This is a genomic window from Pseudonocardia benzenivorans CB1190 (genome assembly GCF_000196675.2).
Taxonomy (GTDB): Bacteria; Actinomycetota; Actinomycetes; order Mycobacteriales; family Pseudonocardiaceae; genus Pseudonocardia; species Pseudonocardia benzenivorans.
In genome coordinates this window covers 2618094-2638393 of the sequence record NC_015312.1, presented here as the reverse complement: position 1 = coordinate 2638393, position 20300 = coordinate 2618094, and the positions used below count along the sequence as shown (strand labels likewise).

The 20300-nt window shown below is 72.3% G+C and carries 20 protein-coding genes and 1 pseudogene; 16 read left to right on the top strand and 5 right to left on the bottom strand.

Annotation, left to right across the window (positions count from 1 at the left end; genetic code table 11):
* Positions 1 to 37 precede the first annotated feature (37 nt).
* Positions 38 to 1108, top strand: coding sequence for a glycoside hydrolase family 113 protein (locus PSED_RS12565; RefSeq protein ID WP_202946371.1), 1071 nt, complete (start codon positions 38 to 40; stop codon positions 1106 to 1108).
* Between the two features lie 176 nt (positions 1109 to 1284).
* Here the strand turns inward: PSED_RS12565 and PSED_RS12560 are convergent, their stop codons facing one another.
* The gene (locus tag PSED_RS12560) at positions 1285 to 1917 is read right to left on the bottom strand and encodes a ribonuclease H family protein (protein WP_013674616.1); all 633 of its coding nucleotides are present in this window, start codon (positions 1915 to 1917) and stop codon (positions 1285 to 1287) included.
* Positions 1918 to 1994: 77 nt separating this feature from the next.
* On the opposite strand from PSED_RS12560, the gene PSED_RS12555 reads away from it, so the two are divergent.
* The gene (locus PSED_RS12555; protein ID WP_013674615.1) at positions 1995 to 2927 is read left to right on the top strand and encodes a LysR substrate-binding domain-containing protein; all 933 of its coding nucleotides are present in this window, start codon (positions 1995 to 1997) and stop codon (positions 2925 to 2927) included.
* 3 nt (positions 2928 to 2930) lie between these two features.
* Here the strand turns inward: PSED_RS12555 and PSED_RS12550 are convergent, their stop codons facing one another.
* Complete coding sequence (locus PSED_RS12550) at positions 2931 to 3392, bottom strand: pyridoxamine 5'-phosphate oxidase family protein (RefSeq protein WP_013674614.1); 462 nt, start codon at positions 3390 to 3392, stop codon at positions 2931 to 2933.
* Between the two features lie 236 nt (positions 3393 to 3628).
* Positions 3629 to 4222 (bottom strand): TetR/AcrR family transcriptional regulator, encoded by a 594-nt coding sequence (locus tag PSED_RS12545; protein ID WP_013674613.1) that lies wholly within the window; start codon positions 4220 to 4222, stop codon positions 3629 to 3631.
* A 333-nt stretch (positions 4223 to 4555) separates the two neighbouring features.
* Here PSED_RS12545 and PSED_RS12540 point away from each other — a divergent pair, with 333 nt between their 5' ends.
* The 10 genes from PSED_RS12540 to PSED_RS12495 all read left to right on the top strand — a co-directional run bounded on the left by PSED_RS12540 (position 4556) and on the right by PSED_RS12495 (position 14463).
* A complete protein-coding gene (locus PSED_RS12540; protein ID WP_158511308.1) occupies positions 4556 to 6313 on the top strand; it encodes an ABC transporter permease subunit in 1758 nt (585 codons plus the stop codon).
* A 74-nt stretch (positions 6314 to 6387) separates the two neighbouring features.
* Positions 6388 to 7620: an ABC transporter substrate-binding protein gene (locus PSED_RS12535; protein WP_013674611.1), complete on the top strand. Its 1233-nt coding sequence runs from the start codon at positions 6388 to 6390 to the stop codon at positions 7618 to 7620.
* 19 nt (positions 7621 to 7639) lie between these two features.
* Positions 7640 to 8503, top strand: coding sequence for a branched-chain amino acid ABC transporter permease (locus PSED_RS12530; RefSeq protein ID WP_013674610.1), 864 nt, complete (start codon positions 7640 to 7642; stop codon positions 8501 to 8503).
* Positions 8504 to 8523: 20 nt separating this feature from the next.
* Positions 8524 to 9366, top strand: coding sequence for an ABC transporter ATP-binding protein (locus PSED_RS12525; RefSeq protein WP_143770462.1), 843 nt, complete (start codon positions 8524 to 8526; stop codon positions 9364 to 9366).
* Positions 9363 to 9836, top strand: coding sequence for a VOC family protein (locus PSED_RS12520; RefSeq protein WP_013674608.1), 474 nt, complete (start codon positions 9363 to 9365; stop codon positions 9834 to 9836). The genes PSED_RS12525 and PSED_RS12520 overlap by 4 nt, the downstream gene beginning before the upstream one ends.
* Complete coding sequence (locus PSED_RS12515; RefSeq protein WP_013674607.1) at positions 9826 to 10725, top strand: LLM class flavin-dependent oxidoreductase; 900 nt, start codon at positions 9826 to 9828, stop codon at positions 10723 to 10725. Before PSED_RS12520 ends, PSED_RS12515 begins: the two co-directional genes overlap by 11 nt.
* 1 nt (position 10726) lies before the next feature.
* Positions 10727 to 11914, top strand: coding sequence for an amidohydrolase family protein (locus PSED_RS12510; protein WP_013674606.1), 1188 nt, complete (start codon positions 10727 to 10729; stop codon positions 11912 to 11914).
* A 36-nt stretch (positions 11915 to 11950) separates the two neighbouring features.
* Positions 11951 to 13234, top strand: coding sequence for a M24 family metallopeptidase (locus tag PSED_RS12505; protein ID WP_013674605.1), 1284 nt, complete (start codon positions 11951 to 11953; stop codon positions 13232 to 13234).
* 9 nt (positions 13235 to 13243) lie between these two features.
* Positions 13244 to 14101 (top strand): fumarylacetoacetate hydrolase family protein, encoded by an 858-nt coding sequence (locus PSED_RS12500; RefSeq protein ID WP_013674604.1) that lies wholly within the window; start codon positions 13244 to 13246, stop codon positions 14099 to 14101.
* A complete protein-coding gene (locus PSED_RS12495) occupies positions 14098 to 14463 on the top strand; it encodes a Rieske (2Fe-2S) protein (RefSeq protein ID WP_013674603.1) in 366 nt (121 codons plus the stop codon). Before PSED_RS12500 ends, PSED_RS12495 begins: the two co-directional genes overlap by 4 nt.
* A 171-nt stretch (positions 14464 to 14634) precedes the next feature.
* Here the strand turns inward: PSED_RS12495 and PSED_RS12490 are convergent, their stop codons facing one another.
* Entirely contained in the window at positions 14635 to 15291 is a 657-nt protein-coding gene (locus PSED_RS12490) for a TetR/AcrR family transcriptional regulator (protein ID WP_013674602.1), read from the bottom strand.
* A gap of 175 nt (positions 15292 to 15466) precedes the next feature.
* Between PSED_RS12490 and PSED_RS12485 the strand changes: the two are divergent.
* Both PSED_RS12485 and PSED_RS12480 read left to right on the top strand, forming a co-directional pair.
* Positions 15467 to 16900, top strand: a pseudogene (locus tag PSED_RS12485) (MFS transporter); the annotation flags it as partial.
* Between the two features lie 350 nt (positions 16901 to 17250).
* Positions 17251 to 18015 carry an MSCRAMM family protein gene (locus tag PSED_RS12480; RefSeq protein WP_013674600.1) on the top strand — a complete coding sequence of 255 codons (765 nt, stop codon included), beginning with the start codon at positions 17251 to 17253 and terminating at the stop codon, positions 18013 to 18015.
* Here PSED_RS12480 and PSED_RS12475 read toward each other — a convergent pair.
* The gene (locus PSED_RS12475) at positions 17996 to 18556 is read right to left on the bottom strand and encodes a TetR/AcrR family transcriptional regulator (protein ID WP_013674599.1); all 561 of its coding nucleotides are present in this window, start codon (positions 18554 to 18556) and stop codon (positions 17996 to 17998) included. The genes PSED_RS12480 and PSED_RS12475 overlap by 20 nt on opposite strands.
* Positions 18557 to 18639: 83 nt before the next feature.
* Here PSED_RS12475 and PSED_RS12470 point away from each other — a divergent pair, with 83 nt between their 5' ends.
* Together PSED_RS12470 and PSED_RS12465 are read left to right on the top strand one after the other, a co-directional pair.
* Entirely contained in the window at positions 18640 to 19533 is an 894-nt protein-coding gene (locus PSED_RS12470; protein WP_013674598.1) for an aldo/keto reductase, read from the top strand.
* 44 nt (positions 19534 to 19577) lie between these two features.
* On the top strand, positions 19578 to 20300 hold the full coding sequence (locus PSED_RS12465) for a GntR family transcriptional regulator (RefSeq protein ID WP_013674597.1): 723 nt from the start codon (positions 19578 to 19580) through the stop codon (positions 20298 to 20300).

Genomic DNA, 20300 nt, shown 5'->3' with positions numbered 1-20300 from the left:
TGTCGGTCCGCCCGAGACCGACGGAGAGGACGCCACCGTGCGAGCACGAGGAATGACCTACGACACCGGATTCGTCGTGCACGGGCGGGTGTCCCGCGAGCAGCTCGATCCGGCGGTGGTCCGGCGCGAGCTCGCCATCATTCGCGACGACCTGCACTGCAACGCGGTCCAGATCATCGGCGGCGACCCGGACCGGCTCGAGCCGGCCGCCCGTGCGGCCGCCGAGCTGGGCCTGGAGGTCTGGTTCTCGCCCTATCCGCTGGAACTGGATCCGGAGCAGATCCTCACGCTGTTCCGCGACTGCGCCGAACGAGCGGAACGGCTCCGGCAAGAGGGAGCCGCGGTCGTGTTCGTCGCCGGGGTCGAGCTGAGCGTGATGAACCGCGGGTTCCTCCCCGGCGGCAGCCCGGAGGAACGGGTCGAGCTGCTGATGAGCCGGCCCGAGCGGCGGGCCGAGACGATGCGCGAGCTCGGCGGGCGCATCAACACGTTCCTCCGCGACGCCGCGGCCACGGTCCGGGAGCGCTTCCGAGGCCCGCTCACCTACGCGTCCATCCAGTTCGAGCAGGTCGACTGGGCCCCCTTCGACATCGTGACGTTCGAGCTGATCCGCTCCGCCGAGGTCGCCGACCGGTTCCGGGACGCGGTGCGCACCCTGGCCCGAGGCCCGAAGCCGCTCGCCGTCACCGGGTTCGGCACCGCGGCCTACCGCGGCGCGGGAGACCGGGGCGGCCGGGTCCTCGACGTGGTCGAGCACGACCCGCAGACCCGAGCGCCGGTCCGACTGAAGGGCGTCCACGAGCGCGACGAAGCAGGCCAGGCCGCGTATCTGAGCGAACTGCTGGAGATCTTCGAGACCGAGGGCGTGGACAGCGCGTTCGTCTTCCTGTTCGCCCTGCCCGGCTATCCGCACCGTCCGGACGGCGACCCCAGGGACGACCTGGACCGGGCCGGCCTGGGCATCGTCAAGCTCCTCGAGGGTCGCCGGGGGCAGACCTACCCCGACATGGATTGGGAACCGAAGGCCGCCTTCGCGGCAGTGGCGCAGCGATACCGGAGCAGCTGTACCCGAGGTGACGGCCCGAGCAGCGGCGTCCCCGCATGGTGACGCCGGGCCGGCACACCGGGTGCGCCCGGGCCCGGCGACGACGTCGTCAGGGGCCGGCCGGGCGCGCCCATCGGGCCGACACCCCTTCTCGGCAGCGGAATGGCCACGTGCCCGAGATGCGCCACGCGACCGCGGGCCGGCCCGCCGAGGACGCCAGGCCGCGGGACGGCGGCGGCTCAGCCGCGCGCGGCGACGGCCCTCGACTGCTCGACGGCCAGCGCGTCGACCAGGTCGTTCATCTCGTCCCCTGAATGCCCCTTCACCCAGCGGAAGGAGACGTCGCCACGGTCCTGGACGAGCGTCACCAGGGGCTCCCAGAGGTCCCGGCTGACGACGGGCTTGCGCGCGCTGGTCACCCAGCCCCGCGCGATCCAGCCCTTCCACCACTCGTCGCGGAAGCAGTTGACGACGTACGTCGAGTCGCTGACGACGACCAGCGGTCCCTGCAGTGCCCGGACCGCCTCGAGCGCGGCCCGGATCTCCATGCGCTGGTTGGTGGTCGGGAACTCACCACCGCTGTCCTGACGGCCGTCGCGGGTGGCCCAGGCCCAGCCGCCGGGGCCGGGGTTGCCGGAGCATGCGCCGTCGGTCCAGACCTCGAGCGCACCCTCGACAGCGGGCATGTCGGGCCTGGCGGGGCGGGCGCGCCTGGCGGCGGCCTTCGCGGGGGCGGCCGTTGCAGGAGCGGCCGTCGGGTCCGCCGACGCGCACGCCGAGTGCGCCCACCGGGACCCGGAGCGGGCGATCTCCTCGCCGGGCGAGATCGGGTCGGAGCACACGCCGCAGGTCGTGGCGTACTTCGCGGTCATCGGCACCGCCCCAGCCTAGGAGGCCGCCACTACCGCAGGCGTTGACAGGTCCTCCGCGCGCGACGGACGATCCCGGCGTGGACGCGCCGTCGCCCCTGGACCGGCTACCGCCCCTCAACGCGTTGCGCAGCTTCGAGGCTGCCGGCCGGCTGCAGAGCGTGCGCCGGGCGGCGGCGGAGCTGTCGGTGACCCCGAGCGCGGTGAGCCGGATGCTGGCGCTGCTGGAGTCGTCGCTCGGGGTCGCCCTGTTCGTGCACGAGCCGCGCTCGATCCGGCTCACCCCGGAGGGCAGCCGCTACCTCGACGCCGTGACCGAGCACCTGCACGGGCTCGTCGCCGCGACCGACCTGCTGACCTGCCCGCGACGGAACGAGACGATCCTCACCGTCCGCGCCGACACCCTGTTCGGCAACTGGCTCGTGTCGCGGCTGCCCTGGTTCCACCGCGGCCAGCCGTGGGTCGCGCTGCAGCTCACGACGGCCTCCGGCGCGGGCGACTTCGGCCGCGGCGACGTCGACGCCGAGATCCGTCCCGGGATCGGTGCCGCGGCCGGCTACGCGACGCAGCCGCTGCTGGCCGAGCCCGTCGCCTGCGTGTGCAGCCCCGGCTACCTCGCCCGGCACCCCCTGGCCGTCCCGGCCGACCTGCGAGCCGTCCACGAGCAGGACCTGCTGCGCTGCCTCGACTCCCCCGGCACCTGGGACGACTGGCTCGACGAGGCCGGGCTCGCCGACGTCAGCGCCAAGAACGGTCTGGCCTACGGCGATGCCGCGCTGGCCTGCCGGGCGGCGGTGTCGGGGCAGGGTCTCGCCCTGCTGCCGCCGACCCTCGTCGAGCCGGAGCTGGCCGCGGGCCGGCTCGTGCGGCCGTTCTGCGCGAGCGCGCAGCCCGTCGGCCAGGTCGTGGAGTTTGCGCTGCACTACCCCGTCGAGCGGGAGGATCGCCGTGCGCTGCAGGCGTTCCGGCGCTGGCTCGACGACGAGCTGGCGCCCCGGGCACAGGCGGGCTGAGCGCTACCGGCTCATCGAGACCTGCGTGCCGCCCACGGTGCCGCCCTTGACCTCGTCGAGGTCGACGACCACCGCGACGCCCTTGCGGTCGGGGTCGTGGTCGCGCTCGGGTTCCGGCGACGCGTCGAACACCGCGCTGCGGACGGCCTCGTCGTCGACGACGGCGGCGCGGCCGGAGAAGACGTAGGTCGTGCGGGAGTCGGAGTCGCGGTAGAGCAGACCGACCGCGGGGTTGCGCGCGATGGCGTCGACGATGCCCCCGGAGGCGTGCCGGACCCAGATCGCGAGCTGGTCCGGCCCGTGGACGTGGGTGGAGCCGCGCAGCGACATGTGGGGCCGGTCGTCGAGCCCGACGTAGGTGACCGTGACCGGCTTCTTCCCCGCGAGGGCGCCGTTGATCCGCTCGGTGATCTCCTCGGTCAGTGCGATCCCGGTTCCGTTGGCGATCCCGGTTGCGTCGGCCACGTCGGTGCTCCTCGTCGTCGAGTGGGTGGTGATCTCGACGCTAACCTCGGTCGCCGGTGGCCGAGCATGAGATTTCGTGACGCACAGTGCTCCGCCGGGCAACACGCCGCGCGGCCGGCCGACACGGCGCTCGTCGGCACCGCGCAGCCCGCTCCCCGCGTGCACACCGAGCGAACGTCGGGCGGGCGCTCTCCCTGCCCGGACCATCGGCACCCCGGCGTCGCGCAGGTGCGGGCTCATGAGCCTGCGGCACGCACCCCTTGCAGCACCGCGTCCACGACTTCGTGCGCGAACGCGACGTCGACCTCGGCGTGTGCGAACGCCATGCGATACCAGAGCGGCCCGTAGATCGCGTCGATGATGGTGTCGACGTCGAGGTCCGACCGGAGCTCGCCGCGCTCCTGCGCCTCCACGAGCGTGCTTCTTATCGACTCCCGGCGCGGCCCGAACCACTGGTCGACGAGGATCGCCCGCAACTCGTCGTCCGCCTGGGCCTCGCCGAGCAGCACCCCGAGGTTCCGCCCGAGTGGCGTCCGGTGGAACACCTCGATGAAACGCTCCGCCCGCCTCTTGAGCGTGACGTCGAGGGTGGGACCGTCCGGCGGCACGGCGGAACTGCTCCGCTCGAGGAAGACGTCGAGCACGACGGCCGACTTCGAACCCCACCAGCGGTAGATCGTCTGCTTCCCGACCTTGGCGCGCGCCGCGATCGCCTCGATCGTCAACGCCTGGTAGCCGACCTCGTCGAGGAGCTCGTAGGTGGCGTCCAGGATGGCGCGCCGCGACCGCTCGCTGCGGCGCTGGACCCGTTCGGCTCCGGTCGTGGTCACCGGCCGGACTATACGCACGGGAGTATCTAGACGGAACGTCTCGTCTCATCTAGTTTGTGTCCTGTTCCCGGAATGACCGTCCACCACCGGCTCGCTCCGCCTCGTTTCCCGGCGGACCAACCGGTGGCCGACGGGTCGCGCGCCGGCCGGCGGAAGCGCGACCCTCATCGACATCGCGCCCAGAGCCGAGCCGCGACGGAAGGTGCTGACGGAAGCATGCGACGCACAGCGACGACGCCGACCGCGGACGAGACCTCGGTCGCCCGACCGGTACCTGGCGGTCGGTTCCGGAGCTGGACCTCGACGTTCCCGCGGCGCCTCACCCTTGCGGCCGTGGTGCTCGTGGCCGTGTTCGTGATCGCGGGCGAGCATCAGCAATCGATCGCGATCACGGTCATGATCTACGCGATGTGCGCCATGGCGCTGACGGTACTCATGGGGTGGGCGGGCCAGCCCTCGATCATGAGCGCGGGGCTGCTCATCGCGGGCGGCTACTGCGCGGCGCTGCTCGGAACCTGGGCAGAGCTCCCGTTCTTGCTGGTCCTCGTCCTCGTCCTGGTGGCGGGCTTCGTCTTCGGCCTCCTCGCGGCCCTGCCCGCCCGCCGCCTCGGCGGGATCTACCTGCTGCTGAGTACGCTGGCGATCTTCTACCTGATCACCAACGTCGGGAACTACGTCCAGACCGTCGAGAAGGCCTATGCCGGGTTCACGCTCCCCTACGCGTCGATCTTCGGGTTCGACCTCGACAGCCCGAGCCGGTGGTTCCCGGTCTGCGCCGTGGTCCTGTTCTGCGTCTACGAGTACTTCCGCTACCTGCGATCGACCCGGATCGGTCGAGCATGGATCCTGCTGAAGGAGCATCCGGACGCGGCACGGGTCGCCGGGATCAGGGTTCAGGCCTACATCGGTACCGCGTTCGCGACGACGACGGCCTTCCACTTCGTCGCCGGTGCGCTGCTCGCCAACTTCATCGGCAGCGCGTCCTACGACTCGGTAACGCTGCTCGACAGCGTGAACTTCATCGTCATGATCGTGCTCGGCACCATCGGTTCGTTGCCCGGGGCGATCATCGGGGCGGTCATCATCAGTGCGGTCCCGCCGCTGATCAACACGTTCTTCGGCAGCGGCAACGCATCCGGTTTCGTGAGTGACAACCTCCTGGCCATCGAGCTGATCGTGTTCGCGCTCATCGGGATCGTCGTGCTTCTCGACGGACCGCGCCGGCTCGTCGCGGCCCTCCGCCGGCGTCGCCGGGCCGAGCGGACCGCGGTTCGACGCAAGGCGGCGCCCGCCGAGCCCGGTGCCGACCCCGCACTGCTCGCCGTCCGCGACGTCTCGGTGACCTACGCGGCCGGCGAACGCGCCGTCCTCGACGTGTCCATGGAGCTGGCCGCCGGCTCTGCCACCGCGGTGATCGGTCGCAACGGTGCCGGCAAGTCGAGCCTGCTGTTCGCGATCGTCGGCTTCCCGCCCGGCAGCGGCGGGCGGATCACGTCCGGCTCGGTCGTCTGGACCCCACCCTCGTCGTCCGCACCGACCGATCTGACGTCGCTGTCGATCACCGAGCGGTGCGCCCGGGGCGTGGTGTTCGTGCCCGCGGAGGGCAAGGTGTTCGACGAGCTGAGCGTCGAGGAGCACCTGCGGGAGGCCCTCGCGCCCGGGCAGGGCCGCCCCGGCTCGGCCACATCCATGGCGGAGATCCTCGACATCTTCCCCGCGCTCGCCGGACGCCTGCGCAGTTCGGCGGGCCACCTGAGCGGCGGTGAGCGTCAGCAGCTCGCCCTGGCCGCGGCGATCGCGCGGTCGGCGGAGCTCGTCGTGATCGACGAGGCCTCGCTCGGCCTGTCCCCCGTCGTGATCTCGTCGCTCGCGCCGGTCCTGCGCCGGGTGAGCACGGAGTTCGCCAGGGGACTGGTGATCGCGGAGCAGGACCCACGGCTCGCGATCGCGGCCGCCGACAACGTCGTGCTGATGGACAGCGGCAGGGTCTTGCACGAGAGCGCCGCGGACGCGCAGCTCATGCACCGCATCGAGAACGTCTACCTGGGCCGCCTCGCGGCCGAGCCGACACCACCGGTGTCACAGCACTAGGTCCGGCAGTTCCCCGGTCCGTTCGGAGCATCTCGCGAGTCGACGACGACGGCGAGACGACAAGGAGGTCGTTGATGCTGGGAGTGCGCATCCGCAGGGCCGGCAGGCTCGCCTGCGCGGCGATCGCGGTCGGGCTGATCGCCGCGAGCTGTGGCTCGGACGGTGGTGGAGGTGGTGGCGCGGCCGACGCGAGCAGTCCGTTCGTCCTCGGCGGCCAGTTCGACCTCTCCGGCATCGCGCGGGCGGCGAGCACCCCGGCCAGCAAGGGCCTGCAGGCGGCGGTGGACGGGGTCAACCGCCGGGGCGGCGTCGACGGGCGGAAGATCGAGCTGGTGATCCGCGACGACGGCTCCAACACCGCGCGGATCACGTCGGTCTACCGGGAGCTCGTCACCAGCTCGAACGCCTCGGCGATCGCGGGTCTGGTGTCCAGCCAACAGACGCCCGTGGTCGTGCCGCTCGCGGAGCGCGACAAGATGGCGCTCATCGACGCGGGCACGCCCGGCAGCTTCATCCAGCCGCCCAACCCGTCGGTGTTCAGCTCGAGCGCCAACCAGAACCTCCAGGGCCCGGCGCAGCTCGCGTACATCATGTCGCTCGCGGGCCAGGGCAAGGTGCCCGCCAAGCCCCGGGTCGCCGCGATCTACTACGCCACCCCGTCGAGCACCGAGGCGCTCGAGGCCACCAAGGCCTACGCCACCGAGGTCGGCATCGACCTCGTCACCGTCGAGAGCCCGCCGGTCGGGCAGGGCGCGATGGGGCCCGTGATGAGCGCCATCCGGTCCGCGAACGTCGACGCGATCGTCTCGGGGCTGATCCCCACCGACGTCATCGCCGCGGTGAAGGTCGCGGCGACCAGCGGCCTCGACATGTCAATGCCGTGGGCGAACTACTCCTTCGGCGGCGGCCCCGAGGTGCTCAAGGAGATCGCCGGCCTCGGGCACACCGGCTACGCGGTGCTCGCGACGGTCAACATCCTCGGGGACACCCCGGGCAGCAAGACCTTCCTCGAGGACCTCAAGGCGAACGGCGTCGACCCCATGGAGCAGGGCGTGGAGGTCGGCTACATCCAGGGCATCATCGCCGCCGAGGTGTTCGCGAAGTGCGGCTTCCCGTGCGAGCCTGAGAAGTTCCGGTCCACCATCTCGACCTTCAGCTCGTCGCTCGACGACCTGGCCTTCGGCCCCGTCGCGTACTCCGACCAGGACCACAGCGGCATCGGCGTCGTGAAGTTCGCGAAGTGGGACGCCGCGACCGGGAACCTGACCTACGCGGGGGACGCGGTCAAGCTCGAGGTGAAGGTGTGACGGCGGCGGGAGCGGTGCCGTGCGGGTAGCCGTCGACCTCGTCGCGAACGTCGTCCTGCTGGCCGCGATCTTCGGCCTGGTCAACGTCGGTCTCGTCGTGTTGTACCGGTCGACGGGCGTCCTGAGCTTCGCCCAGGGCCACCTGCTGATGTTCGGCGCCTACATCATGTCGACGGTCCAGCCGTCGCTCGGCTACTGGGGTGGCCTGGCCGTCACCGTCGGCGTCATCGCGGTCATGGGCGTCGTCATCTACGCGACGACGATGCGGTTCATGCTCGGCAAGTCCGAGTTCGAGAAGGTCGTCATGTCCTTCCTCGTCGCGCTGATCATCACGCAGGTCATCGACCTCATCTGGAGCACCCAGTCACGGAGCATCTCCCCGCCGACCAGCGCCGTCATCGGGATCGGCGCGGGCCGGCTTCCCTGGAGCAGCGTGATCTCGCTCGGCATCGCCGTCGGCGTCGTGGGGGTCCTGACGTTCCTGATCTTCAGGACCGTGCCGGGTCTGCGGATGCGGGCGCTGGCGCACAACGAGACCCTGGCGGTGTACTCGGGGATGCGGGTGCACCGGCTCTCGGGCCTCGCCTGGGTCGTCGCCGGGGCGACGGCGGCGATCGCCGGCGTCGTCTTCGCGCAGACGAGCAGCGTGACGTTCTCCCTCGCCGACATCGGTCTGCTGGCCTTCCCGGCGGCCGTGCTCGGCGGCCTGAAGAGCATTCCCGGCTCACTGATCGGCTCGGTCGTCCTCGCGGCGATCTTCACCGTCGCGAACTACCTGCTCGGCGGCGTGCTCGGGGGCTCGGTCGTCTATCTCTTCATGCTGGCCGTGCTGCTCGTCCTGCCCTTCGGGCTGTTCGGCCGGCGGACGGCGCAGCGGCTGTGAGGGAACCAGTGAGCGACAGCGTGACCGGCACTGTGGAAGGAGCCGACGTGCAGGACTCGGCGGTGCTGCTCGACGTGTGCGACGTGACGGTCCGGTTCGGCGACCTCACGGTGCTCGACGCCGTCAGGATGCAGGTCGGCCTCGGCGAGATCGTGGGCCTGATCGGCTCCAACGGGTCCGGGAAGAGCAGCCTGCTCAACGTCGCGTCGGGGTACTACCAGCCGTCCGAGGGTGAGGCGACGATCACCGGGATCAGCATCAGCGCCCTCTCCCCCGAGGGTGTCGCCCGGCTCGGCGTCGGCCGCTCGTTCCAGAACATCGGGAGCCTGCAGGAGCTGACGACGGGCGAGTACATGATGCTGGGGCTCGAGACCGACTGGGCCGTGGGCCTGGCCCCGGCGTTGCTGTCGCTGCGCTCGAGCAGGCGCGCCGAGCAGGCGGCCCGGGAGACCGTGCGGGGCTGGGCCGAGCGCGCCGGGGTCGCCGACTACCTCGGTGTCCCGCTCAAGCACTGCCCCTACGGCGTGCGCAAGATCGCCGACATCGTGCGTGCCGTCATCGCAGGCCCGACGCTGCTCCTGCTCGACGAGCCGACGTCCGGCGTCGCGTCCGGTGACCGCGCGATGATCGCCGACCTGATCCGGACGCTCGTCGAGGGGACGAACCGGTCGGTCGTCGTGGTCGACCACGACGTCGAGTTCGTGAGCTCCCTCGCCGGGTCGATGGTCGCGCTGGCAGCAGGCCGCGTCATCGCGCGTGGCCCGACCGCCGAGGTCCTCGCCGACCGCGCGGTCGTCGACACCTTCATCGGCCACGCCAGCGAGGGGCTCGTGGACCAGATCGCACCTGGAGAGCAACGATGAGCCCCCACATCAGGGCCGTGTCCCACATCGCAGTCGGCGTCCGCGACATGGCGGAGGCGCTGCGCTTCTACCGGGACTTCCTCGGCCTGGCGGTGAGTCTCGACCAGCACGAGCAGCGTGGGCGCGAACGCGGCGACGGTTCGGCCCAGTCGGGGCGCCGCGCCGTCTACCTGCGTCTCGCCGAGCACGACGACGCCTCGTTCCTCGTGCTGGACCAGCAGCTCGACCATCGGGCCGACGGTGAGCCGCGCAACCTGTTCGACGTCGGCTTCCACCACATCGCCTTCTGGGCCGAGGGACTCGACGCGCTCGTGGCCGCCGCTCCCGCTGCCGGGGTGACGATCGTGCACGGTCCGGCGTGGGAGGACAGCACGAGCTGGGGCGAGAGCGCAGGGCGTCCCATCCGTACCGTGATCTTCCGTGATTTCGAGGGAAACATCGTGCAGGTGGACAGCCGTCATGACGGCTGACCTCCGGCCGCCGCGCGTCGGCTGCGTCGTGCCCAACGGCGGCGACCTGCTGCTGCGCGAGCCGATCGCGGCCGTCGTGGACGCCGTCGGCGAGGGCGGCGCGACGGGTCTGTGGTTCGCCGACCACCTCGTCGTCGCCGAACACGCCTCGTCGGTGCACCCGTACTCCCCCTCGGCCGACGACCAGGTCGACCGTATCCGCACCGTGACGACGCCGTGGTTCGAGGCGCTGACCTGCTGCGCGGCGGCCGCGGCGATCTCGGGGCCGCTGTGGGTCGGCACCGCTGTCCTCGTGCTCCCCCAACGCCGTCCGATCGAGGTCGCGAAGATGGCGGCGACGATCGACCGGCTCACCGATGGGCGCTTCGTCCTCGGCCTCGGGGCGGGTTGGCTGCGCGAGGAGTTCGACGCGCTCGGCTACGACTTCGCCTCCAGGACGGACCGGCTCGAGAGCGGTGTGGCGACGCTCCGGGACGCCTGGACCGGGACGCTGACTCTCGGGGCCGGGCAACGTGTCCACCTGCATCCCGCGCCTGTCACACGCATCCCGGTCCTCCTCGGCGGCAACGCGCCGGCGGCCCTACGGCGAGCGGCCGACCTCGGCGACGGCTGGCTCGGGATCGCGATGAGCTGGGGACCCTACCTGGACGCCCTGGACGAGCAGCTCGAGACGCTCGCCCGGCTGACGAAGGACAGACCGGGCACGCCGTTCACCCGGACCGTGCGCATCGTCCAACACGATCGGACCGATCGCGACGAGCTCCTCGGCATGGTCGAGGCCATCGCGACACGCGACGTCGACGAGATCGTCGTCGAGCCCCCCTGGACCACACCGGCCCACACCGCGACGGTGCTGCAGGAGATCACCGACCAGATCGGAGCCCGATGACATGACGATCGACACCGGCGCCGGCGAGCGAATCGCGCCGTCGCGGTCGGGCTTCCTGTCCGGCGCCTTCGACTCCGACGTCCATCCCAACTTCCGCAACGGGATCCGCGACCTCGCCCCTTATGTGGAGAGCACCGCGATGCGCAAGCGCATGGGCCTGCTCGACGCGCCCCGCGGGAGCGCGGCGCGGGTGCTGCGCGGCGACAACGTCGTGCAGGTCCCGGGCGCCGAGATGCGGCTCCCGGGCGTCAACTACACGAACCCCGGCGGGACGATGCGCCTCGACGCGATGCCGCCCGACGGTGGCCCGCCCGGGTCGGACCCGCGGTTCGTCGTCACCGACCACCTCGATCGCCACGGCCTCGGCGGGGCGCTGCTGATCGGCGGGGGCGTCCTCGGACTGGGCGGCATCCCCGAGCCCGAGATCGCCGCCGCGGTCGCGTCGGCTCACAACCTGTGGCTCGAGGACGTGTGGTGCCGGGAGGACCCACGGTTCCGGATCGCTCTCGTCGTCCCGCCGCAGGATCCGGCACTTGCCGCGACCGAGGTCCACCGCTGGGGCCGGAGCCCCGCGGTCGCGGCGGTGTACGTGCCCGGGACCGACAACGGAATGGCGTTCGGACACCGGCACTACTACCCGATCTACGAGGCGGCGCTCGAGTACGGACTGCCGGTCGTGACGCACCCGGGTGGGGAGAGCTCCGGGACGAACACCGCGATGATCGCCGTCGGCAAGCCCGAGTACTACCTCGAGTTCCACGCGTCGATCCCCCAGGTGTACATGCGTCACCTCGTCAGCCTCGTGGTCGCCGGGGTCTTCGAACGCTTCCCGACGCTGCGCTTCGGCCTGATCGAGGCCGGTTGGGCGTGGTTGCCGCACGTGCTCTGGCGCCTCGACAAGGACTGGAAGGGCCTGCGGGACGAGTGCCCCTGGCTGCAGCGGCCGCCGAGCGAGTACGTGCTCGAGCACGTTCGCTTCACGACCCAGCCGATCTACGAGCCGGCCGATCCGTCCGACCTCGGCACGATGATGCGGCTCGCGCGGGCGGACCGGTGTGTCATGTTCAGCTCGGACTACCCGCACTGGGACGCCGACGCACCGGAGATGGCCCTTCGACGCGTTCCCCGGGACATGCGCCGGTCGCTGACCCATGACCTCCCGTCCGACTTCTTCCGGCTCGGCCGATAGCCCCGCCGACCGTCTACGAACGAAGGAGCACTGATCGTGGTTGCCCCCGACCGGTTGACGAACCTCCCGCCGGCACCGCCGCTCCCGGAGCGGCTGTGCGACGTCGACCGCGTGGTCGCCGTCCTGACCGAGCGAGGTCTCGACGGGCTGGTCTCCTACTGCCGCCCCAACGTCTTCTACTTCACCAGCTACGGCGGGAAGTCGACGACGGCCCACCACGAGGACAACCCTCTCGGCGCGTTCGTGTTCTCCCGGCACGCACCGGACCACCCGATCCTGATCATGCCGGAGTTCGACCTCGGCACGCTGCTCGCCCGCCCGACCTGGGTCGACGACGTCCGCCCCTACGCCAACGTCATGCTGCCCCTGGCCTTTCCCGCCGACGCCGCAGGGTTCAGCCGCTTCGTCCCCGACACCGTTCTCGGCACCGACTGGGGCAAGGCCGCGCTCGCGAACTATGCGCCGGACTTTCCCCGCGCCCTGCAGGGTGCGATCCGCGATCTCGGGCTCGACCGCGGCCGGGTCGGGTTCGACAACCCGCGGGTCGCCGGCATCGTCGACACCGGGACCGCCGAGATAGTCGACGCCTTCAGCACGGCGAAGTACATCCGGCAGGTCAAGACGCCCGCCGAGATCGAGATCATGCGGCACTCGTCGCGGATCAACGAGATCGCGCTCGAGCAGACGCTCGTCGAGTGGGAACCGGGCGTGACGTGGCAGGAACTCAACCACCGATACAACTGCAACGCGCTGGCCGCCGGCGGCTGGATCCACGACGGTGGCGCGATCATCTTCTCCAACCCGCCGGACGGGAACCCTGCGTTCTACACCGACGACGGGATCACGGACTTCGTCATCGATCGCGGCATGAACCTGATGTTCGACTGTCACGGCTCCTGGCGGAACTACGCGTGGGACGGCGGGAAGACCTGGTTCGTGGGAGGGGAACCGGATGCGATGCAGGCCCGGGTCGGGAAGGCCTGCAGCGACGCACTGGACGCGATCCGCGACGCGGCGGAGCCGGGTGTGTCGATGAGCCGTCTGCAGCAGATCGGCCTCGATGTCATGAACCGCGACCTGCCCCGAGCCGACACGTCGACGGTCTTCTTCCACGGGCTCGGCCTGGAGCACATCGACATGGAGGTCGTTCCGGGCCGGACGGACTGGACGCTCGACGCCGGGATGGTCCTGTCCGCCCACATCCAGTACCCCGGGGACGTCCGGGAGCGCTACTTCATCGAGGACATCATGCACGTCCGCGCCGACGGCGCGGACCGGCTCTTCTCCTGGGACAACTCCCCGTTCGAGTACGGCGGCTGAGGGGCGACGATGCAGATCGCGTACGTCGGCGGACCGGCCGGGAGCCGCCTGGCCGTCCGGCTCGACGCCCAGCACAGCTGGATGGCGGTCGACGAGCTCGTCGACGGGGTGGTGACGATCGGCGGCGTCCTCGGCCGGCCGGACGAGGTACGGGAGCGGCTGGTCGCGGCCGACCCTGCGGGCGCGCTCGGCGCCGGCGACGACCTCGTGACGGGCTGCCTGGACCCCGGCGCGACCGTGGTCGCCGCCGGGCTCAACTTCCACTCCCATCTCGCGGAGCTCGGGGCGGCGATGCCGAGCGAGCCGTTCTGCTTTCCCAAGAACGCGTCCGCGCTGGCCCCGCCCCGATCGAGGCTGGTCCTGCCCCTGGAGGTCAGCGAGATGATCGACTACGAGGTCGAGCTGGCCATCGTGCTGGGCGCCTCCGTCCGGGACGCGTCGGAGTCCGAGGCGGCGGCCGCCATCGGCGGCTTCAGCGTCGCGAACGATGTCAGCGCACGCGACTTCCAGGTGGTCGAGGGCGGTTGGGTGGACTGGATCAAGGCGAAGGGGCTCGACGGGTTCCTCCCCCTCGGTCCCGCCGTGACCGTCGCGGACGCGCACTTCGACGTCGGCGCAGCCCGCCTCCGGTGTTGGGTCGGCGACGAGCTCCGCCAGGACGAGGCCGTCGCCGACATGATCTTCTCCCCCGCGGCGCTCGTCGCGTACGTCTCCCGCGGACTGACCCTGCGGGCCGGCGACGTCGTCCTGTCGGGCACCCCGGGCGGCATCGGCCACAGCCGTACCCCACCCGTCTACCTCGCCCCCGGCGACGTCGTGCGCTGCGCGATCGACGGGATCGGCGAGATCCGGACGGAGATGTCGTGAGCGAGTACCTGGTCGGACCGGCCGACGAGTTCCTTCCGGGCGACCGGAGGATCATCGACGCGGACGGTCGGTCGATCGCGGTCTTCAACGTCGACGGTGTCCTACACGCTCTGCGCAACTACTGCCCTCACATGGGTGCACCTCTGTGCGAGGGCGAGACGCGCGGCGTGATGCTTCCCGGGTCGCCGCAGACGTTCCGCTACTCCGAGCGGCCGACGGTCGTCGTCTGTCCGTGGCACCACTGGGAGTTCGACATCCGGGACGGTAGGTCGTCGGCGGACCCGGCGCTCCACGCCCGGACATACCCGGTCGAGGTGCGCGCGGACGCCAACGTCTACGTCGTCGTCCGGTCCGGCCGGTAACCACGTGCTGTCGCACGGCCTGGAGACGCCCATCAGTGTGCGCCCCGACCCCGCGAGCGCAACCTGGCCGTCGTCCCGCACGCCGAGAACAGCAAGGAGGTTGCGCCCGACCTCACGACCGCAAACCTCACACCGTCTGCCCGGCACCGAGAACAGCAGGGAGGTGGCGGGTCAGCGTCGGGCGGGGGTGTCGGGCGCGAGCCAGATGCCGGTCACGGCGTCGACGAGCCCGGTTGCCGCGTCGTCCCAGGTGGCCCGGGGGGTGGGCCTGCCCTCGGCGAGCGCCCGCTCGCGTTGCGCGGGCACGTGCATCATCAGCTGCCGGACCATGTCGCCGCGCTCGGCCCGGACCTCCGGCGGCAGCGCGGGCAGGCAGGCCTCGAGGCCGTCGAGCGCGGCCCGCAGCGACGGGGCGGACAGCGACTCCTCGGCGAGCACCTCGCGCATCGCCGGGTCGGTCATGATCTGGGCGGCGAAGCGGGCGAACCAGGTCGGGCTGCCGAGCGCGTCGAGATGCTCGGTCATCGGCCGCACCAGGCACGCGACCCAGTCCCGGACGTCGGTCGAGCCGAGGGCGGCCTCGACCATCGCGGTGCGGAGCCGGTCGACGTCGGCCGAGTGCCGCCGGACGATGGCCCGCACCAGGTCATGCTTGGTGCCGAAGTGGTAGCCGACGGCCGCGGTGTTGCCCTGGCCGGCGGCCTCGCTGATCTGCCGGTTGGACACCGCGTGCACGCCGTGCTCGGCGAAGAGCCGTTCGGCGGTGTCGAGGATGGCCTCCCGGGTGGCCGCGGCGCGGTCGCCGCGGGGCGGTGTCGTGGTCGCCATCGCGCTCCCTCCGCACCCGGCTTCGCGACGACGCGCGCCGTCGTTCCCGACGCCAGTGAACCCGCCCCGCGCACAGTGAGTCAACCGAGTGATTTAAAGCGCGCTCCGATGACAGACTCTCGATCGGGTGAGAGCCTCTCAATCACCTGATTGACAGGGAGCTTCCTCCCGTCCCGTGCCGTCTGGAGTGCTCGTGACCGCTGCCCGATCCGTCCGGCCGAACGCGATCGTCGCGGTCCTCGCGTACGCCGGGATCGTCGTCGCGCTCATGCAGACGGTGATCATCCCGCTGGTCCCGCAGCTGCCCGGGCTGCTGCACGCGTCGACCTCGGACGCGGCGTGGGCGATCACGGCGACGCTGCTGGCCGCCGCCGTGGCGACGCCGACGATCGGGCGCCTCGGCGACATGTACGGCAAGCGCCGCATGCTGCTGGTGAGCCTGGTCGTGCTGGTGGCCGGGTCGGTCGTCACCGCGCTGGCCGACAGCCTGCTCCCGGCGATCATCGGCCGCACGCTGCAGGGCCTGTCGTCGGCGGTGATCCCGCTGGGCATCAGCATCATGCGCGACGAGCTGCCGCCCCGGCGGCTCGGCTCGGCGGTCGCGATGATGAGCGCCTCACTGGGTGTGGGCGGCGCGCTGGGCCTGCCGGCCGCGGCGATCATCGCCGAACACGCCGACTGGCACGTGCTGTTCTGGGTCTCCGCCGGGCTGGGCGCGGTCGCGCTGGCGCTCGTCGTCGTACTGGTACCGGAGTCCTCGGTCCGCGGCGGCGGCCGGTTCGACGGGGTGGGCGCGGCCGGGCTGTCGATCGCACTCGTCGCGCTGCTGCTCGCGATCTCCAAGGGCGCCGACTGGGGCTGGGCGAGCGGCGCGACGCTGGGCCTGTTCGCGACGGCCGTCGTCGTGCTGGTGCTGTGGGGTCTCTACGAGCTCCGCCGGTCGTCTCCGCTGGTGGACCTGCGCACGCTGGCCCGTCGCCAGATCCTGCTGACGAACCTCGCGTCGACGGTGATCGGTTTCGCGATGTTCGCCATGTCGCTGGTCCTGCCGCAGCTGATGCAGCTGCCGACGGCGACCGGCTTCGGGCTGGGCCGCTCGATGCTCGACGTCGGCCTGGTGATGGCGCCGAGCGGGCTGGTCATGATGGCGATGGCACCGGTCTCGGCCCGCACGTCGCGGACCCACGGCCCGAAGGTGACGCTGATGCTCGCCGCGGTCGTCGTCGCGATCGGCTACGTCCTGATGATCCTGTTCATGTCGCAGCTGTGGCACTTCGTGCTCGCGTCGGTCGTGATCGGCGCGGGGATCGGGCTCGGCTACGGCGCGATGCCCGCGCTCATCATGAGCGCGGTGGAGCCGACGGAGACGGCCGCGGCCAACAGCCTCAACACCCTCATGCGCTCGATCGGCACGTCGGTGTCGAGCGCGGTCGCGGGCGTGGTGCTCGCCCACATGGTCGCGCCGCTCGGGCCGGTGCTGCTGCCGACGCAGAACGGCTTCCGCGTCGTGCTGGCCCTCGGGGCGGGCGCCGCGGTCGTCGCACTCGTCGTCGCGTTCTTCATCCCCGGTCGCCGGGCCGCGGCCACCGCGCCCGCACCCGCCCCCGCCCCCGCGCCGGTCCCGGTGGACGTGGCCGCGCTCGCGGGCCCGGCGGCCGAGGGCGCCGCACCGGGCGGCCGGACGGTCCGCGGCCGGATCCACGCCACCGCCGCCGGCACCGTCACCGTGACCGCGCACGGCGGCGACGGGACCGTGCTCGCCAGCACGCACGCCGGTCCGGACGGGCGCTACCGGCTCGACGGTCTGCCCGACGGCCCGGTCACCCTCGTCGTCGCGCAGCTCCCGGCGGTCCACGAGGTGGTGACGGTCCGCGCGGGCCTGACCCGCCACGACGTCGCGCTGCCCGCACCGGCAGCGCCCCTGGCCGACCCGGCCGCCGCCGGCGCCGGAGAGGCCCGGTGACCGGCCGGGTCGCGGGCACGGTCCGCGCCGCCGGCCGCCCGCTCGACGACGCCGTGCTCACCCTCACCGACGGCGCCGGGCGGCAGGTGGCCCGCGTCGTCGAGACCCCCGGCGGGATGTTCGCCCTCGACGGCCTGCCGCCCGGCCGCTACGTGCTGATCGCCCACCACTCGGGACACCGGCCGCGGGCGACCGGGGTCCGGGTGCCCGCCGACGGCACCCTCACCCCGGCGCTCACGCTGGAGCTGGAACCGCTCGCCGGGGTGCGCGGGGTCGTGCGCGACCCGGACACCGGCCGCCCGGTCGCGGCGGCGACGATCGTCGCGCTCGATGCCTACGGCGACGTCGTCGCGACGACCATCTCCGATCTCGACGGCACCTACCGGCTCGGTGGGGTCGACGCCGCGATCACGCTCGTCGTCGCCGCGCCGGGCGCCGACCCGGTCGCGCGCGGGATCGAGCGCGACCCGTCGCCGACGGGTGCCGACCAGGTCGTCGACCTGCCCGTCCGCACGCTGGGCACGTTGGCGGGCACCGTCACCGCGGGCGGGACGACGGTCGCCGGGCTGACGCTGGAGCTGCACGACGAGGCGGGCGACCACGTCGGCACCGCGACCACCGACGCCGGGGGCGGCTACCGCTTCGACGGCCTGCCCGCCGGCCGCTACACCGTCCGCAGCGCCACGGGTGGCGCGCAGGTCGTCGTCGCGGGCCACGACGGCGTCGCCCCGGACGTGTTCCTCACGACGCCGGGTCCGTGAGCCGCGGTCGCAGGCCCTCCCACACCAGGTCCAGCAGCCGGCCGGCCTGCTCCCGGTCGGGCGTCGTGAGGACGACGCCAGCCATCGCAGCGACGACGTCCTCGGCGGGCACCTCGCGCAGCGTGCAGTCGGCTACCCCCGCGGCGAGCAGCTCGCGGACGGCGTCGGCCAGCCGGGCGCGGGTGTCGGGTGAGCCGATGGCCCCGGTGGCGATCACCGCGCGCAACGCCTCGGCCATCCCGCGTTTGGTGGCGACGAAGTCGGCGTAGCCGTCCATCCAGCGCCGCAACGCCTGTGCGGGCGGATGCCGCTGCGCCAGTGCGGCAGCCTCGGCGCACAGCGCGGCGAGCTCCGCCCGGTAGACCGCCTCGACCAGGGCCTCGCGCGTCGGGAAGTGCCGGTAGAGCGTCCCGATCCCGACGCCCGCCTCGCGCGCCACGGCCTCCAGGGCGGGCTTCTCGTGCGTCGAGAGCGCCGCCTTCGCCGCGGCGAGCAGCCGCTCGCGGTTGCGGACGGCGTCGGCACGTTCGGCCCGAGGCATAGCGGAGGGACCTCCGGATAGTGCTACCGTCGATCCGGAGGGACCTCCGAATCGTCTATCAGCCTGCCACACGGGAGCCGATCGTGACCATCGAGCCGGGCGGCACCACCGCCCCCGTACCCACCGCTCCACTGGGCCGCCGCCGCGTCGGGCGCGTCGGATACGGCGCCATGCAGCTCGCCGGGCACACCCGGCCCGTCGCGGACGAGGACGCCGTCGCGGTGCTGCGCAGTGCCGTCGAGCTCGGCGTCACCCACGTCGACACCGCCGAGTTCTACGGCGACGGCCGGGTCAACTCGCTGATCCGCGCTGCGCTGGCGCCCTATCCCGACGACCTGGCACTCGTCACCAAGGTCGGCGCCGACAGCGTGGGCGACACCCTCGTCGCGGCCCAGCGGCCGGAGCAGCTGCGCGCGAGCGTCGAGGCCAACCTCGCGACGCTGGGGCTCGACCGGCTCGCCGTCGTGAACCTGCGCCGGACCGACGTGCCACCGGGGATCGTGGCCGAGGGCGACCAGCTCGTCGACCTCGAGAGCCAGCTCGCCGAGCTCGTCGCCCTGCGCGACGAGGGCAAGATCGAGGGCATCGGGCTCAGCCACGTCGACGCCGACCAGCTCGCCCGCGCGCTGCCCGCGGGCATCGTGTGCGTCCAGAACGCCGAGAACCTGCTGTACCCGGGCGTCCCCGGGGTGCGGGACCTGTGCCTGGAGCACCACGTCGCCTGGGTTCCCTACTTCCCGCTCGGCTCCGGGTTCCCGCTGATGCGCAGCGTCGCCGACCATCCGGCGGTCGTCGAGGTCGCCAGGGCCCGTGGCGTCACCCCCGCCCAGGTCGGCCTCGCGTGGCTGCTCTGCCGCGACGACGTCACCCTCGTCATCCCGGGCACGACGAGCGTCGCGCACCTGGAGGAGAACGTCGCCGCGGGCGGGCTGCGGCTCGACGACCCGGAGCTGGCGGCCCTGCGCGCAGCGGTCTGACGACGACCGGCCGGCGCGCCCGCGAATTCGGATACGGTGACGCCATGAGCGCTGCCGGGCGCGGCCTGCCTGCGGACCTGCTCGGCCTCGGAGCGGGCCGGCGCATCGCGGCGCCGTTACGCGAGCAGATCACCGACGCATTGCGCCGCGCGATCCTGGAGTTCCGGTTCGAGCCCCAGCAGCGTCTCGTCGAACGCGAGCTCATGGAGCTCACCGGCGTCTCCCGGACGACGATCCGGGAGGTGCTGCGCAGCCTCGAGGGCGAAGGACTGGTCAAGATCGTCCCGCAGCGTGGCGCGGTCGTCGACGTCCCCGGACCGCAGGAGGCCGCCGAGCTCTACGAGGTCCGCGCCACACTCGAGGCGCTGGCCGCGCGCCGGTTCATCGCCCACGCGTCCGACGACGACCTCGACGCACTCGTCGCCGCGCATCGCAGGTACGCCGAGGCGGCCCGCGAGTCCCCCGACGACATCCTGGAGCTGTTGCGCGCCAAGGACGAGTTCTACCGCGTGCTGCTGGCCGGGGCCGGCAGCTCCGCGGTCACGGCGCTGCTGGGCCAGCTGCAGGCACGGGTCCGGTTGCTGCGGGCCCGGTCGCTGTCGAGGCCGGGACGACCCGCGGAGACCGTGGCCGAGCTCGCCGCCCTCGTCGACGCGCTGGCGGCGCGCGACCCGGCGACCGCGACCGCCCTGTGCGAGCACCACATCGACAACGCCGCCGCCTCCGGCCGTGAGATGGCCGACGCCCGGATCGCCGCGACCGACTGA

What these genes read in the sequence shown, in the direction of transcription:
- PSED_RS12560 (WP_013674616.1), bottom strand. Translation starts at nt 1,917, where the DNA reads ATGACCGCGAAGTACGCCACGACCTGCGGCGTGTGCTCCGACCCGATC.
- PSED_RS12535 (WP_013674611.1), top strand. Translation starts at nt 6,388, where the DNA reads ATGCTGGGAGTGCGCATCCGCAGGGCCGGCAGGCTCGCCTGCGCGGCG.
- PSED_RS12520 (WP_013674608.1), top strand. Translation starts at nt 9,363, where the DNA reads ATGAGCCCCCACATCAGGGCCGTGTCCCACATCGCAGTCGGCGTCCGC.
- PSED_RS12515 (WP_013674607.1), top strand. Translation starts at nt 9,826, where the DNA reads ATGACGGCTGACCTCCGGCCGCCGCGCGTCGGCTGCGTCGTGCCCAAC.
- PSED_RS12510 (WP_013674606.1), top strand. Translation starts at nt 10,727, where the DNA reads ATGACGATCGACACCGGCGCCGGCGAGCGAATCGCGCCGTCGCGGTCG.
- PSED_RS12500 (WP_013674604.1), top strand. Translation starts at nt 13,244, where the DNA reads ATGCAGATCGCGTACGTCGGCGGACCGGCCGGGAGCCGCCTGGCCGTC.
- PSED_RS12490 (WP_013674602.1), bottom strand. Translation starts at nt 15,291, where the DNA reads ATGGCGACCACGACACCGCCCCGCGGCGACCGCGCCGCGGCCACCCGG.
- PSED_RS12475 (WP_013674599.1), bottom strand. Translation starts at nt 18,556, where the DNA reads ATGCCTCGGGCCGAACGTGCCGACGCCGTCCGCAACCGCGAGCGGCTG.
- PSED_RS12465 (WP_013674597.1), top strand. Translation starts at nt 19,578, where the DNA reads ATGAGCGCTGCCGGGCGCGGCCTGCCTGCGGACCTGCTCGGCCTCGGA.